Here is a 16,257-nt window from a genome sequence, read left to right as displayed (position 1 = left end):
GGATAACTTATTGAAGCTTACTAGGGTATTTTTGTAAGTTTGGAATGCACCCAGGTGATCCGATTTTCAACAAACTATTGCTACTATTACTGTCTGAAAAACTCAATTTGTGGGACTAATGGGTCTTGAACAATTCCGACCCCGGAATATCCCCAGCGTTTGAGCAAGTTGTTAATTTGAGTGCCAGTGGCTGACTCGACAGTAAAGCGATTAGCCACATCCACACCATGAGTATTGAGATAGCTGAGAGCCTCAAAGTGTTCGCGAAACATTAACAAATAACCAGCCTCTATATCTTGTCCACCCGTATTCGGTTTGGCGATTAGATAGCGACCGTCAGATCTCGAAAGAATCAGGTAATAGATATCAGAGAACATCGCAAAAAGTCTGAGGTGTTAAGGATAAAGGATAAAAAAGAGGAGCAATAGGTTTTTCGTTGCCAGAGAAGATTTATTTCTAAGCTTTGAGCGACTTCATCTTTCATACTTCACACTTGATACTTTATTTGAGATCTTCCAAACGAATCCGGGGGTCTACCGCTTTCAGCAATAAGTCAGCTAACAAGTTTCCGACAATCAGCATCAAAGCCCCAATCATTAAGCTAGCCATCACCAAATACAGGTCTAAATCTTTCACCGCCTGCAAAATTAAACGGCCTAAACCAGGCCAATTGAAGAAATATTCGGCAATAAAGGCACCGCTTAATAAGCTGGCAAACTCAAATCCCAGTAACGTAATTAAGGGATTGATCGCATTGCGGAGGGCGTGGACATAGATGACTCGGTTCTCTGGCAGTCCCTTAGCACGGGCCGTTTGAATGTAGTCTTGGCGCAGAACATCTAGCATTTCACCTCTGGTAATGCGCTGTAGACCAGCAAAGCTGGTGATGGAGAGGGCAATGGTGGGTAAAATCAGGTGCCAAGCGATATCTAAAACTTTGCCAATGGGTGATAAGTCTGTATGATCGATGCTGGTCATGCCACCTACTGGGAATAAGGGGGTGGTATATTGTGCGAAGATTAGCAACACCAGCGCGGTGATGAAGCTGGGAAAGCCTTGGCCTGTGTAACTAATAACTTGTAGAAATCGATCAAAAGCGCGGTTTTGGTGGACGGCAGCGATAATACCCAAGGGAATTGCGATCGCCCACGTCACAACAATTGATGCGAAAGCCATCAGCAACGTGGCGGGTACCCGTTCCCACAATAAAGACGAAACGGGTCGAAAATAGGCAAAACTCATCCCAAAGTCTAGGCGGGTAACCACTCCCCATAACCACCGCCAATACTGCACAATCGGGGGCTGATCTAGGCCAAATTGTTTTTGGTACGCATCGATTGTTTCCTGGGAAATTTTCGGATTATCCCGGAATCGGTCTAAAAAATCGCCAGGTGCAAACTGAATAATCGCAAAACACAGGGCAGAGGCTAAAAGCAAGGTCAAAGCTGCCTGCAACAGGCGTTTCCCCACATAGAGAAACGTCTCACTAGTAACGATGATTTGCAACTGACTCCTAGCCGTTGCCAATCGATTGTTTGCAGAATCCCTCGAAGAAGAAGTCATCGAACACCTATCCCTGTTGTCGGTTGGAGTTGAAGGTTGGGCGATTGAGAGTTGATGGGGAAAGCCATGAAAGCGGGTTGATCGGTTGACTCCTTTTAACCTTCAACCTTCAACCCTCTATTAATACTCAATCAACGTCACTACGGGTACATCGGGTAGTTGCTGACGCCCACCCAAATCCCGTAGCTCGATGATAAACGCGAAGCCGACCAATTCGCAGCCGATCTCTTGGAGTAGCTTGGCGGTAGCCCCTGCGGTTCCACCTGTAGCAATCAAATCATCGACAATCAAAACCCGACTGCCGGGATGAATGGCGTCTTGATGAACTTCTAACTGATCGATGCCGTATTCGAGTTCATACTCAACAGTATGTACAGCCGCAGGGAGCTTACCTGGTTTTCGCACGGGGATAAAGCCAGCATTGAGGTGGTAAGCCAGCGGCGGTCCGAAAATAAAGCCACGAGATTCCATCCCTACCACATAATCAGCCGCAAGCCCCACCTCCTTACATTTTTGGGTCAACGTATCGATTGTGTAGCGCAGTCCGTCTGGGTTGCGGAGTAGAGTGGTGATATCTCGGAATAAAATTCCCGGTTTAGGAAAGTCCGGGATATCGCGAATCAGAGACTTTAAATCCATCGACAGGTAAACTCACTTGATTGGTAGTTTGACTTGGCATCTATGGCATGATCGCAGCACAGAGCTCTAAGATAGGACTTGCCATATGCCCCTTGCTCGCATCCTACAATAGAAGGCTGGACATTTTTGATAATTGCTAACACTTAAGACCGAACGTGTGACTGGAGAGTCCACACGAATATTTTTATTATTCAGATATTCAGGTAAAGCCGTTGAAGATAAGAAGTAGATGTCGCTGAAGTTTGAAATCCCCTTTTCGGGTGGCTCCTCTGGGTCTGACCCTAACCCCAGCCAATCTGGCGTAAAGTGATAGCCTCAAAGAGGAGAATCATCGCTCTAAGTAGAGCAACACCGAACTCTGGGCACAAATGCCAACGTCAGAAGTCAGCTATTATACAGGCTCCCGTCCCGCTTGACTAAAGAAGTACGAAGTATGAAGTATGAATTTCTGCTAGACGCTTTGCTCAACATAGGGCAAGCTCTTCTTATAAAGAAGGTTCATGCCGGACTTTGTCCCGTTAAACTAACCCTCAAGAGTGGGTGACCAGGCAAGGCTTCAGCCTTTAGCTTTAATCCTTCAGTCTTTAGTTGACATCGTTTTGACCAAAACCCCTTTACCCTCAATTGCTAGTTGGAATGAATCTTTCTGTGAGCGTAATGCCGACCAATAGTCCCCAGGACCAGACGAGATCCCTAATTTTAGATAATTTACCCGACCCCCTGATCTCAGAGCGAGGGTGCCCGCCACGAACTCGGCAGCAGATTGACCTCATTCTACTTGCCATTGAAGCTCTGGAACTGGGAGGTTCTGAAGCCATGCTATTTGCGGCGAAGGAACTCGAACTTCAAAACGTGGTTAAAAATCGGGTGGCTCTGTGGCGTATGCGTTCTAGCAATCCCTTGCGGCGCTCCTATACTCGCCGTCCCCTCACCCTAGAAGAAGCCAAAGCTTTAGTGATCATTGCCTCTCATCTGGCGCGAAGACTCACAGTGTTGATTCGGCAATTGCTTTTGGCTTATCAACAACTGCATGAGAAACAAGTACCCCTGGAAAACCATTTTCGGTTGTCTGAGTATCTAGAGCGATTCAGGGCGCATTTTCGCAGTCGGATGAATCCACGACGGGCGAAAGTGGCAATCTACAACTCGGATGAAAAATTGAATGAGCTGGCTATTTCGCTGTTGAGCCAGCTTTTGTTCTGTACAGGAACCTCAGGAATGCAGCGATTTTGGTCCAGCCTCTTTGATGGAGAAGTAGCATGACCATTCGACGCCAGTACAGTTTGCCAAATTGCACGCTCGTCCTAGAAGGCTTGAGCAACAATCCTCCCACGGGAGGCGGTCTAATCGATTCCCGCCCTTTGATGACCATCTTGGTCAATGCTGAATGCTATTTCTCTGGCGCAGAGCAACCCCTGAGAGGTGGACGTGACTTTTTTGAAAGCCTGGTGCGGTCTGTAAGTCACTATGCTCAGGAGTTTTTAAGCCAGGTTCATCACCCCAAACTGTATGGGGATAAGCCTGAACTGGTGCAATTCCAGAAACTGCCGGACAAAAATTTACATCGGTTAATCCTTTTTGCCACGGCTGAGGCTATCCCAGCTCACTCTGGGGGAGGGATGCCACCCTCACCGTTTGCGGGGATGGCTCAAGGCATAGCGGGTCAGTTCACGCTGACAACGGTACAGCTATTTGACTTGGTCGAGGCCATCGATCAGTTTCTTGCGGATGGGCGAACACTACCTGACCTAAAGGTGTCGTTAGAGCCAGTGTCCAGGCGTCATCGCAAAGCTGACGAACCGATGGCGAAGCGAGCCGCCCCAGCCGCGTTGGGAGTGACAGGTTTAGCACTATCTGCGATCGCGTTTTTCCTGGTTCCTATTCCTCGCGAACCCAAACCCCCCACACCTCAGCCCAACGCTAGTAATACGGCTTCCCCTAGCCCTGGAGGTTCTCCCTCTCCTTCTGCCACTGCCTCTCCGTTGCCAACCGCAACCGCCAAACCCACACCTCCGTCATCGTCTGATTTAGAGAAGCTTCTGTCTTCCAATCCAGAGATTAGCGATGCAACGCAGCTACGCTTTTTGCAACGGCGGCTTTACAGGAAAGTTGATGCCAATTGGAAAGACCGGGGGCAGGCGGCTCAGAATTTGCAATATCGGGTGAGTGTAGCTAGAGATGGCTCCATTATCGGCTACCAGCCCGTCGGGTCAACACCGGCTGAGGCGGCAAAGCAAACCCCTCTGCTTGACTTGCTTTACATGCCCGCTACAGGCAGTATTCCCAACAACGAACCCATTGCTCAGTTCCGAGTTGTGTTTAACAGAACCCGAAAAGGTTCTCTAGAAATCAGTCCTTGGCGTGGCTATTCGAGTAAACCTTCCTTAGGGCCACAAATTACTGATTCGACCTCGGTGAGTCGTTTGAAAGAACAACTCTATAAGCAAATTCGCGAAAGCTGGAGTGAAACTCCCAAGTTTCCCAAGGATTTAGTTTATCGGGTCGCTGTTACCGAAGAGGGTGCTATTGCCGACTATGAAGAAAAGAATCAACCGGCCTCGGATTACGTGGATCAAACTCCTCTTGAGAAATTAATCAAGCCGGAGGCTACTGGATTGACCAGTGTACAGACGTCAGAGCAAAAACCTCGCGCTCAGTTTCGGGTCGTATTTAAGCCGAGTGGGGTTCTAGAAGTTAGTCCTTATTAGATTAGGAGGGGAGAAGGGGGGAAGATTGTCTCAACCTTCTCCTCAGCCCTTTTAGGGCAGGGATGCTCAAGAGATCGAATCATTAAGGATCACGATGTTATGCGTCTTACCGATGAATCAGAAGAGACTCCTGTCCTGATCAACCTCGTGTCGATGATTGATATTCTCTTCTGTATCCTGGCTTTTTTTATCATTTCGTCGCTGTATTTAACACGCTCGGAAGGACTGCCGGTCAATTTACCCAAAGCCACAACAGCCGAAACGCAGCCCTTGGCTCCAATGAATGTCACGATTCAGGCGAATGGCGCAATTGCCCTAAACCGTCAGCCGATTGCCCTAGACTCACTCGAAGGTGCTGTAAGAGCACAAGTTGGCTCGGCCTCACAATCCTTAGTAATTATTAATGCGGATGCCAGGGTTCCTCACGGTGTGGTGGTCAGTGTGATGGATCGCTTGCGTCGAATTCAGGGAGTCAAATTAGCGATCGCTGCCGAAAGCTCCTAAGTCAATTGAGTTTAGGGTTTGACACTCTCCGCCCTAGAAGTGCGGAGATTCTTGGTTCACGGACTCGCCGTTAGACAGCAAGATTGCTCCAACTGCCCAAGAGGGCAAATCTCCCCAAGCGTAAGTTCCGGTATGCCCTACCGTACACAGTGCTAATTTCAGGATGTTAATAGCAGCGTTTGTATCCCTATCTTCAATGAATTCGCAATGTGGACAAATATGGGTTCTGGTTGATAGGGATTTTTTCACCTTCTTCCCACAATCAGAGCAATTTTGACTTGTGTTATGAGGAGGTACGGCAATCGTAAGCTTCCCATATTTAAAGCCAAAATACTCCAACCACTGGCGGAATGTTGACCATCCTGCATCACTGATTGATTTAGCTAGATGCCGATTCTTGACCAGCCCTTGAACATTCAAGTCTTCATAGGCTACCAAATCGTTAGATTGGATGACGGAATACGCAACTCGCTTACAGTATTCTTTTCGTTGCCTACTTACTCTTAAATGTTTCCGAGCATATCGACTCCTAGCTTTGTAGTAGTTTTTCGACTGCGGCTTGGCACTATGAATGAACTTCTTGGACTTCTTGCGGTTGGCTCGGTTCAATTGCTTCTGTGCCTTTCTATAGAACTGAGGACAGGATTCCGTATTGCCTTTGTTATCGGCAATGAAGAATTTGAGTCCTAGGTCTAAACCAATAGCTTGACCCGTTGGTTCAGTTTCTATCCTGACTTTGACATCAATCGCAAACTGAGCATAATACCCATCAGCCCTACGGACTAATCGGACTCGCTTAATCTGTTTGATGTCATAGTAGTTCAAATCATAGGTTCCCTTCAATTTAAGAGTCCCTATTCCTTTCTTGTCAGAGAAAGTGATGGCTTTCCTATTTGCAGAAAGCTTCCAGCCGCTAGTTTTATATTCAACTGAGCGGGTGTGCCTTTTGAATTTTGGATAGCCTTTGTTCCCCAAGACTTTCTTTTTGCAATTGTCATAGAACCGAGCAATTGCAGCCCAAGCTCGTTCAGCCGCAGCTTGTCTAGCCATTGAGTTGAGGGCGTCAGCAAAGGGAAATTCTGCTGCCAACACAGCACAATATTTATTGAGGTCATACTTGCCTACTTTTTCGTTGTCCATCCAATAGCGTAGACATTTGTTTTGGATGAATTGCGATGTGCGAATAGCCTCATCAATTGCTCTGTATTGAGTGTCTTTCGCTTTGACCCTGAATTCGTAAATTATCATGGCATCGACCTAATCCCCCCTTATTATGCTATTACGTTTGGCATAAGCTTGATGATTAAGTTTCGTAATTTAGTGCCAAAGGGATTGGGCCGCTATAGCTGTCGCCATAAAGGTTAGGACAGAGTTAACGGCCCAAACGACCACGTAGCAGTAATAAACATAAAAGCCTTCTGTCCTCACTCTCATCTCCGGTCTGCCTTCTGCCTTTTGCTATACGTACCTGCGCTGCCTCGCCTTATATCTCCTCGCATCGACGGCAGGGGATATAAGGCGCTTTCCGATAAAGCCGTGCTAAAAGCACGGGGTTTCTACCCATTTTTCTGATGAATGAGTTATGGCCTGCTGTTTTTTTCCTGGCTCCGCAGCTTTTAGGCTTGCCTGGAGGAGACTCAGAAAACATTAAGCAAGCACAGCAGAAAGTTGCAACAGTGCTGACGTTTTTTGAGAAGTTACTAGATGAGCGCCCTTACTTTGCTAGTCAAAACCTAACTCTAGCCGAAGTTACGGCTGGAACTGTCATACCCTGGTTGCCGAGAGGAGGCATGTCCTTGAGTGACTATCCGAAGCTGAGTGCTTGGTGCGATCGCCTCATGGCCAGGGAGGCGTGGCAAGCGACTGAGGCTACACCGGAGGCCATAGAAGCCCTGAAGTCGGTCATGGCCTCCGGCCTGGTGCATTAGAATCCTCGTTCAAGGATTAAGGGCACATCAGCCTCTTCCCCGATAAGATTAGATTCATTGGACAACCTGACGCATATAGTTACTCCATAACTGGGCAGCTTGGGCACTACTGCCGCTAGTCGGAGAGTTGTCATCATTCCCTAACCAAATACCCGTGACTAACTGATTACTCGGAATAAAGCCAATAAACCACAGGTCAACGTTTCGGTCTGTCGTACCCGTTTTCCCCGCTGCATCTGGTGCGATCGCCGCAGAGCGACCAGTTCCAGATTGCACCACAGCCCTGAGCAAAGCGGTCATCGTCTGGGCAACTTCGGGTGAGACGGCTTGTTGTCCCTTGTCCCGACTCTGGTCGAAGCTGTAAATGACACGACAGGTATTTCGGTCGTTTGTGTCTTTGCACTGACCGCTGTCGAGAATGCGTTTGATTGCATGGGGACGATTCCAGAAGCCGCGATTTGCGATCGCCGCATAAGAACCTGTAATTTCCAACACGTTGACTTCGCTTTGACCAATCGCCAAACGCGGAACGGGCTTCAGTTCTGAGCGTACACCTAGGCGTTTCGCCGTTTGCACCACATTATCTATACCCGCATCCATCGCCACTCGCACAGCAACCACATTCTCCGATTGCGCCATGCCAGTGTACATATCAACCGCTCCCCCCGAACGTTCACACCCTCGTAAGCCATAGGCAGGGGCGCAAGAGTAGGTTTTACCGGGGGAGATACCTTGCACTAAAGCGGCGGCATAGTCAAAGAGTTTGAACGTAGAACCGGGTTGTCGCTTGGCTTGGGTGGCGCGATTAAACTGACTTTGTTGGTAGTTCATCCCTCCTACGAGGGCATGAATTTCGCCGTTGCTGGTATTAAGAGTAACAAGCGCCCCTTGGGAGAACCTCAAGCGAGACCCCTCCGTGTTCACAAAGGAACGTAGCGCAGTTTCCGCTTTAGCTTGAGTGTTCAGATCCAGAGCGGTTTCCACGATAAAGTTTCCTTCTTGAGCCAAATCTTCTCCTAGTAACTCCCGCAGTTCCTCGAAGACATAGCTATAGAAATAGGGTGCCTTAGTGCTAGCCAAGAATTCAGTGGCTTTCGAGCTGACTTCAATACGCGATCGCCTTGCCTCGTTCGCCTCTTGCTGAGTAATCATGCCCAAGCCACGCATCCGAGTGATCACGCGATTCCGCAATCCCAAGGCGGTATTGTAATCCTGAATCGGGTTAAACCGATTGGGAGCGGGCAAAATCGCCACCAACGTTGCGGCTTCTGAGAGGTTTAAATCTTTCGCAGATTTGTCAAAATAAAACTGAGCTGCATCTTCAAAGCCATAAGCATCAATCCCCAAGTAGATGCGGTTCAAATAAAGCTTTAAGATTTCGTCCTTACTGTAGAACGTCTCCAGCTTCATCGCAACGACCGCCTCTCGGAATTTCCTGCCTGCACTGTTTTCTCGCCCAACATAGTCGGTAAACAAACTCCGAGCGACTTGTTGCGTTAATGTACTCGCCCCTTCACGAATGCCACCGCCCTTGAAATTCGTCACCAAGGCTCGTGCAATACCATAAGGGTCTACTCCAAAGTGCCAGTAAAAGCGGCTGTCTTCTGAGGCAACTACGGCTTTAGGCAAGTAGGGCGAAAATTCCGATAGTCGTTGCAGTTCGCGGTGGGCTGTGGTACGCGGCTGACGTAGGAACGTTCCATCATCAGCAGAAATCACTACTGGCCCATGAACCCCTAATGGTAAGGGTCGTACTGGCACTTTGAGCCACTCAATGCCGATGAGCAAGACCAACAAAGCCGTTAATCCACCCACACCATAAAGGGCATAACGAATGGCCAGGATATACCAAGGGGGTGGATCGACATACTCTAACCGTACTGCGGCGGCCAGTTCGGGTGGCCCAATCGTGAGGATGTCACCGTGGCGCAGTATGAGGGAAGAGAGGCGGCGTCGGCCTCGATAAATCCCGTTCGTGGAGTTTTCGTCTTTGATGATAAAGTTTCTTTGACGCCGCCCATAGCGTTCTAAAGACAGATGAATCTGACTGACCACGGGGTTGCGTACCACGATATCGCAGGATTTAGAGCTGCGTCCGAGCAAGTAACGGTCTCCCAATAAGGGATAGACTTCAGCTTTAGGTGCACCAGCGTCTTGTACCAAGAGTTCTGGGACTCTGGCATTAGGCTTGAGCGCCAGTGCATTAAAGTTAACTCTGGCCTGAATCGTCTGTACGGCCTGAGTTATATGAGTGAGCAGCGTTTTTGGCTGTTGGGGCGGTTGGGGGGAACTCATCTTTAAGGGAAGAGCTATAGGCTTTCTAGCTCTGGATTCATTTTACTCGCTACTCTCAGGGAGCCGTTGTGAGTTGCCGTTTTTGAGATGAAATTGAGCAATTCATTATCATTTTGAAGTATATACAAGAACCGCAGACCTCAATTGTTACTTGTTGCACATAATCTTGTCCAGTGGGTCAACCGCCTTGCCACTTGTCCACTGAAGGCTGAAGTATGAAATATCAAGTTACCTCATCCTCAAGTTTTGCTCCGGATGAAAGGATAACTCTTGAATATGGAAAATTTTTGTTTTTTTTCTCCTACTCTGGCACAACCTTGTACCGTATCTTTTTTTTCATCCTCTAAACTTCAGATTTTTTGAGTTAACAGCACCGCTCTTCACACTATGAATTCATCCACTTCGGCAAACACAACTAACAACGATCATTCAGATTCTCTTGACTTAACGGCAGTCATCGAAGCCTCAGATGTCCTCGTGGGTGAAGTGAATATTGAGCCGTTAATGGCAGCTTTAATCAAGATTGTTATGGAAAATACGGGTGCCCAGAAAGGATTTCTTATCCTGAACCGTAACGGGCAACTCTTGATCGAAGCTGACGAGACTGTTGTGGGTCTATCGATCCCTGTGGAAACGAGCGAACAATTACCTGTGTCAGTGATTCATGATGTAGCCATAACTCAAAAAAACCTGGTTTTAAACAATGCTGTTAGTGAGGGAGATTTTACAAGCGATCCTTACATCCGTCAACATCAATCGAAATCTATTTTGTGTGCCCCCATTTGTGGTCAAGGCCAACTGATTGGAATTTTTTATTTAGAAAACAATATCACTACAGGGGCATTTACACCTGAGCGATCGCAAATTTTAAGACTACTCTGTTTACAAGCGGCAATCACACTACAAAATGCCCAACTCTATCAGCAATTAAAGGATTATTCGCAGACGCTGGAACAGCAGCTACAAGAGCGCACCCAAGACTTGCCGCCAGAAATTCATCTCAGCGAAGCGACACAATCAACACAAACACTGCGGTTAACTCATTTTGCGGTCGATCACAGCCTAGATTCCATCATTTGGATTGCTTCAGATTCACGCCATGTCTATGTGAATGATGCCGCTTGCTGTTTGCTTGGCTATACCAAAGAGGAGCTACTTGCCTCTACGGTGTGCGAACAAAACCCAAACGTTACTCCCGAAAAATGGCAACAGTACTGGCAAGAAATTAAGCGTGAGGGTTCTCTTGTATTTGAAACTAATTTTTTTAGTAAAGAAAGTCAGTTAATCCCCGTAGAAGTTAGCTCGAATTATGTAGAAGTTGACGGACAAGGATACATTTGTGCCTTTTTTCGTGACATTACACCCCGTAAACAAGCTGAACAAGCTTTGCAAGAAACTGCCAATCAAATTCGCACAATTACTGATAATATACCCGCTTTAGTGGCTTATGTTGACAACCAAGAGCGCTATCAATTTGTCAATCAACAGTATACGGATGTGATGAAGATTTCGACTTCAGAAATCATCGGAAAACATGTTCGAGATATTTTGGCGCGTCCAATCTATGAACAAAGAGAAAAGTATATTAAAGCCGCCTTAGCCGGGAAAAAAGTTTGTTTCGAGTATGTTTACTCTCACGACGGAGAGGAACAGTATTGGGAGAACACACTAATTCCGCATCAGTCAGAAGCAGACATTACACGACCAACCGAAGGGCGTAAAATTTCTGGCTATTTTGTTTTTGCCCAAAATATTACACAAAGAAAACAATACGAAATTGCCTTACAACAAAGCGAGTTAAAGTTTCGTAATATCTTCGAGAACTCCTTAATCGGTATCTTTCGTACTCGCATTTCAGATGGTTTAGTTCTAGAAGTTAATCAACGCGGCGTTGAGATGATGGGCTATGACTGTGCCAGCGAAGTGATTGGGCAAAAATTCAGCCATGAGTTTTATGCTAATCCAGAGGATAGACAGCGAATGCTGGCTAAAGTCTATCAAGAGGGCGCAGTCAAAGACGTTGAAATCCAGTTTCGCCAGCCAGATGGCTCAGTTCGCTGGGGATTGTTTGGGGTACGTCTGGATGTAGAAGCAGGTTGCTTTGAGGGAGTACTCACTGATATTAGCGATCGCAAACGCCTGGAAGAAGAATTGTTGCACTCTCAACGCTTTTTAGACAGCATTATTGAAAATATTCCAATATCACTTTTTGCTAAAGATGTCAATAATAACTTTCGCAACGTACTCTGGAATAAAACCTGCGAGAAAATGTTCGGCATACCAAGAGCGCAGGCTCTAGGGCACAATGTTTATGACTTTCAGCCGACTGAGCAAGCCGACTTCTTCCAAGCAAAAGACATAGAGGCGGTGAACCAAGGCAAGTTAATAGAAATAGCCGAAGAGCCGTTCGACACCAAGCATCGAGGCACTATCCTACTACGAACGAAAAAGTTACCCCTATTTGACAACCAAGGCAAGCCAACGCACCTGCTGTGCATTTCTGAAGACATCACCGAACGCAAGCGAAAAGAAGAGGCGCTGCGATTAATTTTCGAGGGGACAGCATCCAAGACAGGCGAAGAATTCTTTCGCGCCTGTGTCCGTTCTCTAGCTGAGGTGCTGGGAGTACGTTACACCTTCGTCGCGGAGTGGGCGAATACGGTGAAAACGAGTTCGCGAACTCTGGCTTTCTGGCAAGGTGAAACCTGGCGAGAAAACTTTGAATATGATTTAGCCGAGTACCCTTGTGAAAACGTCCTAGCTGGGAAAACCTGCTACTACCCTGAAGGTGTGCAAGCCCTGTTTCCCAAGAGTTTAGAATTAGTTGAGCTAGCCGCCCAAAGCTATTTGGGAACGCCACTAATTGACCCCAGCGGAAATGTCTTAGGTAATTTGGTCGTGCTGGACACCAAGCCGATGAGTTACGATCCCGACAGAGAGCTAATTTTGAGAATTTTTGCGGCTCGTGCGGGAGCAGAACTCAAGCGCAAACAAGCCGAAGAGGCCCTCCAGCGTCGCGCTCAGGTAGACAGTCTGCTCAGCAGTATTTCCAGACAATTCCTTGACCAAGATATTGATAGCGCCATCAATTTTACCCTGCAAGCGATCGGTCAGTTCTTAGGAGCGGCGCGTTGTAACGTATTTGAATACGACAACAATCAAAGCAAAGCCGTCATTACCCATCAGTGGTGTACTGACGCCAGCCAGTCCTCGATTCATGACATTCCGGTATTGTTTGTTGAGACTCATTCTTGGCTCCACCACAAGATTCTCAGCGGCCAACCGGTTCAGATTCCCCGTGTCGCCGACCTCCCACCCCAAGCCGTTGCCAATAAGACCCAATTGCAACAAGAATCAATTGAATCCATCGTTGCTGTACCTATGGTGCATTCTGGCAGAGTGGTTGGATTTATCGGCCTTGATACAGTCCACTCGCCAAAAATATGGTCTCAGGCAGATATTAGCTTACTCAAGTTGGTCGGCGAATTAGTGGCGATGGGTCAGGCGCGACACAACGCAGAGGAAGCCATGCGATTAGCTAAAGAAGCTGCCGAAGGGGCAAACCGAGCCAAGAGTGCCTTCTTAGCAAATATGAGCCACGAACTCCGCACGCCCCTAAATGCGATTCTCGGCTTTTCTCAACTCATGGCACACGACTCCTTGCTGACTCAGGAGCAGCAACAAAATCTGAAAATTATTAGTCGCAGTGGGGAACATCTGCTGACTCTAATTAATGATGTACTCGAAATGTCCAAAATTGAGGCCGGTCGGACTACCCTGCATCAACAGAGTTTTAACCTCTATCGCTTGCTCGATGATCTCGAAGAAATGCTGCAACTCAAAGCCAAATCCAAAGGGTTGCTACTGACTTTTGAGCGGACTCCGGATATACCCCAATATGTGAAGACAGATGAGAGTAAGCTGCGCCAAATTTTGCTAAACCTGTTGGGGAACGCGATCAAATTTACTCAGGTCGGTCGTGTTACGCTGCGCGTGGGATTGGGTAATGGAGAAGAGGGCAACAGGACAAGGGCGCAAGCCAACTCCTCCCCTCAATCCACCCCCCCTTCTCCCCTTCGTCATCTCTTCTTTGAAGTTGAAGACACAGGGCTTGGCATTGCTGTGCAAGAAATTGACCTGTTGTTTGAAGCCTTTGTGCAAACGGAAACGGGTCGAAACTCTCAGCAAGGAACGGGGCTAGGCTTAGCCATAACGCGCCAATTTGTCAAGATGATGGGGGGAGAAATTACGGTAAGCAGTCGTTTAGGTGAGGGCACCCTGTTCAAGTTTAATGTTCAGTTTGGCTTGGCTGAGGCCACGGAAAAACAAAGTCTACACTCTAATCAACGAGTCCTCCAATTAGCACCCAACCAGCCCAAGTATCGCATTCTAGTGGTTGAAGATACTTGGGAGAATCGTCAGTTATTGGTTAAACGCTTAGAGACAGTGGATTTTGAGGTGCGAGAGGCGGCGAATGGTCAAGAAGCGATCGCGGTTTGGGAAAGTTGGCACCCCCATCTGATCTGGATGGATATGCGAATGCCTGTGATGGATGGCTATGAAGCCACGCGACACATCAAAGCTCAACCCCAAGGGGGGGATACCCTGATTATTGCCCTCACCGCTAGTGCTTTTGAAGAGGAGCGAGGTGTGGCGTTGGAGGCGGGTTGTGATGACTTTGTGCGTAAACCTGTGCAAGAAGAGGTTATTTTTGCAAAAATGGCTCAGTACTTGGGAGTGCGTTATATCTATCAACAGTCGCCATCCCTCAGTTTTACGCCATCAGAGCCTGCTCCAGAAGGTTTGACTCCCGATAGCCAAAGACTAGAGACGTTAGGCGTTTCGGAACTAGGGATGATGTCAGATTCCTGGGTGATAGCTCTCCATCAAGCCGCCACTGAGTTGGATGGTGAGGTAATTTTGGAGTTGCTCTGCCAAATTCCTGAAACCAATATTGCCTTGAAAAACCTTCTTCGCGAGTGGCTTGATAACTTTCGTTTCGATCAAATCATCCAGTTAACTCAACGTTCGACATCTTTATAGGCTGAAGGCTCAAGCTTGAAGTATAAACGTTAAGGCCAAGTCAATGATATTAGGGTTTCGTATCTTCCTTCCGGCTGCATTATTAACACTTCATCCCTTAGAAGAAGTGTGCCGTAATTTAAACTTTATACTTTACACTCAAACCTCAAATGAATAGTAATCCAGAGCGGGGTGTTAAAGGCAACATTTTAATTGTTGATGATACACCGGACAACTTGCGCCTGTTATCCAGCATACTGAGCGAACAGGGGTATAAAGTTCGGAGTGCCTTGCATGGGGAGATGGCATTAATGGGAGTTAAGGCATCACCACCCGATCTGATTTTGTTGGACATCAATATGCCCAATATGAATGGTTATGAAGTCTGCTCATGTCTAAAAGGTATGGAGGAAACTCGGCAGATTCCGGTGATTTTTATGAGCGCCCTCAGTGAAGTAGGGGATAAGGTTAAAGGCTTTCGGTCGGGTGGCGTAGACTATATTACGAAGCCGTTTCAGCTCGAAGAAGTCTTGGCTCGGATTGAGACTCACTTGACAATTCGGAACCTGGCATCGCAACTGACTGAGCAAAATGCGCGGCTCAAGCAGGAAGTGAGCGATCGCTTGCAGGCAGAACAGGCCCAACGGGAGAAATCTCAACAACTAACTCAGGCTTTACAACAGTTAAAACAGGCTCAAACGCGACTTGTTCACAGTGAGAAAATGTCCAGTTTAGGTAATCTTGTAGCTGGCATTGCCCATGAAATCAATAATCCCGTAAACTTCATCTACGGCAATCTTATTTATGCAGCAAAGCATACCCAAGACTTGCTGACTCTGATGCAACTCTATCAACAATATTTACCCAATCCTCCAGCCGAACTCCGCGAAACAATTGAGAACACGGACTTAGAGTTTATTGAGTCCGACTTACCGAAACTCATGGATTCTATGAAAGTAGGAGCCAAGCGAATTGCTGAAATTGTTGAATCCCTGCGTTGCTTTTCTCGGCACAATGAAGCCGAGATTAAAGAAGTGGATATCCATGAAGGTCTCGATAGTACTTTGATGATTTTGCAGCATCGGCTCAGAGACACATCCGCTCATCCTGCGATCGAAGTCATCCGAGAATATGGTTCACTCCCCAAAGTTGAGTGCTATGCCAGGCAGATCAACCAGGTGTTTATGAACATTCTCACTAATGCGATAGACGCTCTCTTGAGTCGCTGTGCGAACCCTACTTTTGGGGAGAATCAAAAGCGTGAGGTCAACAAGGGTGAAGAACCTATCATCAATCTACAGGCATGGACTCCTAGGATTGTGATTCGCACCGAGGCGTTAGAGCCTGATGGGGTTACGATTCGGATTGCCGATAATGGCCCAGGGATATCTGAGGAGGTGAAAAGCCAGCTCTTTGACCCTTTCTTTACAACTAAGACGGTGGGTGAAGGGACGGGATTAGGGCTATCGATCAGCTACCAGATTATCAAAGAGCAGCATGGTGGATCGTTGCAGTGCTACTCACAATTAGGGCAGGGAGCAGAGTTTGTCCTTCAGATTCCATTAAGACCACTGATTCAATTGTGAATGATTAGAATT

Annotated in this window: 11 protein-coding genes; 6 read left to right on the top strand and 5 right to left on the bottom strand. The window is 47.4% G+C overall.

All coding sequences use genetic code 11. The features are described 5' to 3' along the window. Window positions 1-86 precede the first annotated feature (86 nt). From NDI48_10345 to NDI48_10335, 3 genes are all read right to left on the bottom strand, one after another. Entirely contained in the window at window positions 87-377 is a 291-nt protein-coding gene (locus tag NDI48_10345) for a hypothetical protein (protein ID MEP0831606.1), read from the bottom strand. A 124-nt stretch (window positions 378-501) separates the two neighbouring features. Continuing rightward, window positions 502-1,563, bottom strand: coding sequence for an ABC transporter permease (locus NDI48_10340; GenBank protein ID MEP0831605.1), 1,062 nt, complete (start codon window positions 1,561-1,563; stop codon window positions 502-504). Between the two features lie 120 nt (window positions 1,564-1,683). Then, window positions 1,684-2,202 (bottom strand): adenine phosphoribosyltransferase, encoded by a 519-nt coding sequence (locus NDI48_10335; protein MEP0831604.1) that lies wholly within the window; start codon window positions 2,200-2,202, stop codon window positions 1,684-1,686. A 636-nt stretch (window positions 2,203-2,838) separates the two neighbouring features. Here NDI48_10335 and NDI48_10330 point away from each other — a divergent pair. The 3 genes from NDI48_10330 to NDI48_10320 all read left to right on the top strand — a co-directional run bounded on the left by NDI48_10330 (window position 2,839) and on the right by NDI48_10320 (window position 5,414). Next, the gene (locus NDI48_10330; GenBank protein MEP0831603.1) at window positions 2,839-3,465 is read left to right on the top strand and encodes a DUF3038 domain-containing protein; all 627 of its coding nucleotides are present in this window, start codon (window positions 2,839-2,841) and stop codon (window positions 3,463-3,465) included. Next, window positions 3,462-4,910: a DUF4335 domain-containing protein gene (locus tag NDI48_10325; protein MEP0831602.1), complete on the top strand. Its 1,449-nt coding sequence runs from the start codon at window positions 3,462-3,464 to the stop codon at window positions 4,908-4,910. The genes NDI48_10330 and NDI48_10325 overlap by 4 nt, the downstream gene beginning before the upstream one ends. A gap of 99 nt (window positions 4,911-5,009) precedes the next feature. Next, a complete protein-coding gene (locus NDI48_10320; GenBank protein ID MEP0831601.1) occupies window positions 5,010-5,414 on the top strand; it encodes a biopolymer transporter ExbD in 405 nt (134 codons plus the stop codon). Between the two features lie 33 nt (window positions 5,415-5,447). On the opposite strand, the gene NDI48_10315 is transcribed toward NDI48_10320, so the two are convergent. Continuing rightward, window positions 5,448-6,662 (bottom strand): transposase, encoded by a 1,215-nt coding sequence (locus tag NDI48_10315; GenBank protein MEP0831600.1) that lies wholly within the window; start codon window positions 6,660-6,662, stop codon window positions 5,448-5,450. A gap of 323 nt (window positions 6,663-6,985) precedes the next feature. Here NDI48_10315 and NDI48_10310 point away from each other — a divergent pair, with 323 nt between their 5' ends. Then, complete coding sequence (locus NDI48_10310; GenBank protein ID MEP0831599.1) at window positions 6,986-7,342, top strand: glutathione S-transferase family protein; 357 nt, start codon at window positions 6,986-6,988, stop codon at window positions 7,340-7,342. 54 nt (window positions 7,343-7,396) lie between these two features. On the opposite strand, the gene NDI48_10305 is transcribed toward NDI48_10310, so the two are convergent. Then, window positions 7,397-9,637, bottom strand: a complete 2,241-nt coding sequence (locus NDI48_10305; GenBank protein MEP0831598.1) for a PBP1A family penicillin-binding protein — start codon at window positions 9,635-9,637, stop codon at window positions 7,397-7,399. Between the two features lie 387 nt (window positions 9,638-10,024). Between NDI48_10305 and NDI48_10300 the strand changes: the two genes are divergently transcribed. Together NDI48_10300 and NDI48_10295 are read left to right on the top strand one after the other, a co-directional pair. Beyond that, the gene (locus NDI48_10300) at window positions 10,025-14,680 is read left to right on the top strand and encodes a PAS domain S-box protein (GenBank protein ID MEP0831597.1); all 4,656 of its coding nucleotides are present in this window, start codon (window positions 10,025-10,027) and stop codon (window positions 14,678-14,680) included. Between the two features lie 149 nt (window positions 14,681-14,829). Next, entirely contained in the window at window positions 14,830-16,245 is a 1,416-nt protein-coding gene (locus NDI48_10295) for a response regulator (protein MEP0831596.1), read from the top strand. Window positions 16,246-16,257: the final 12 nt, after the last annotated feature.

This window comes from Microcoleus sp. AS-A8, from assembly GCA_039962225.1.
Lineage (GTDB): Bacteria > Cyanobacteriota > Cyanobacteriia > Cyanobacteriales > Coleofasciculaceae > Allocoleopsis.
The sequence above is the reverse complement of the archived record's forward strand: the minus strand, read 5'-3'. Positions and strand labels throughout refer to the sequence as shown.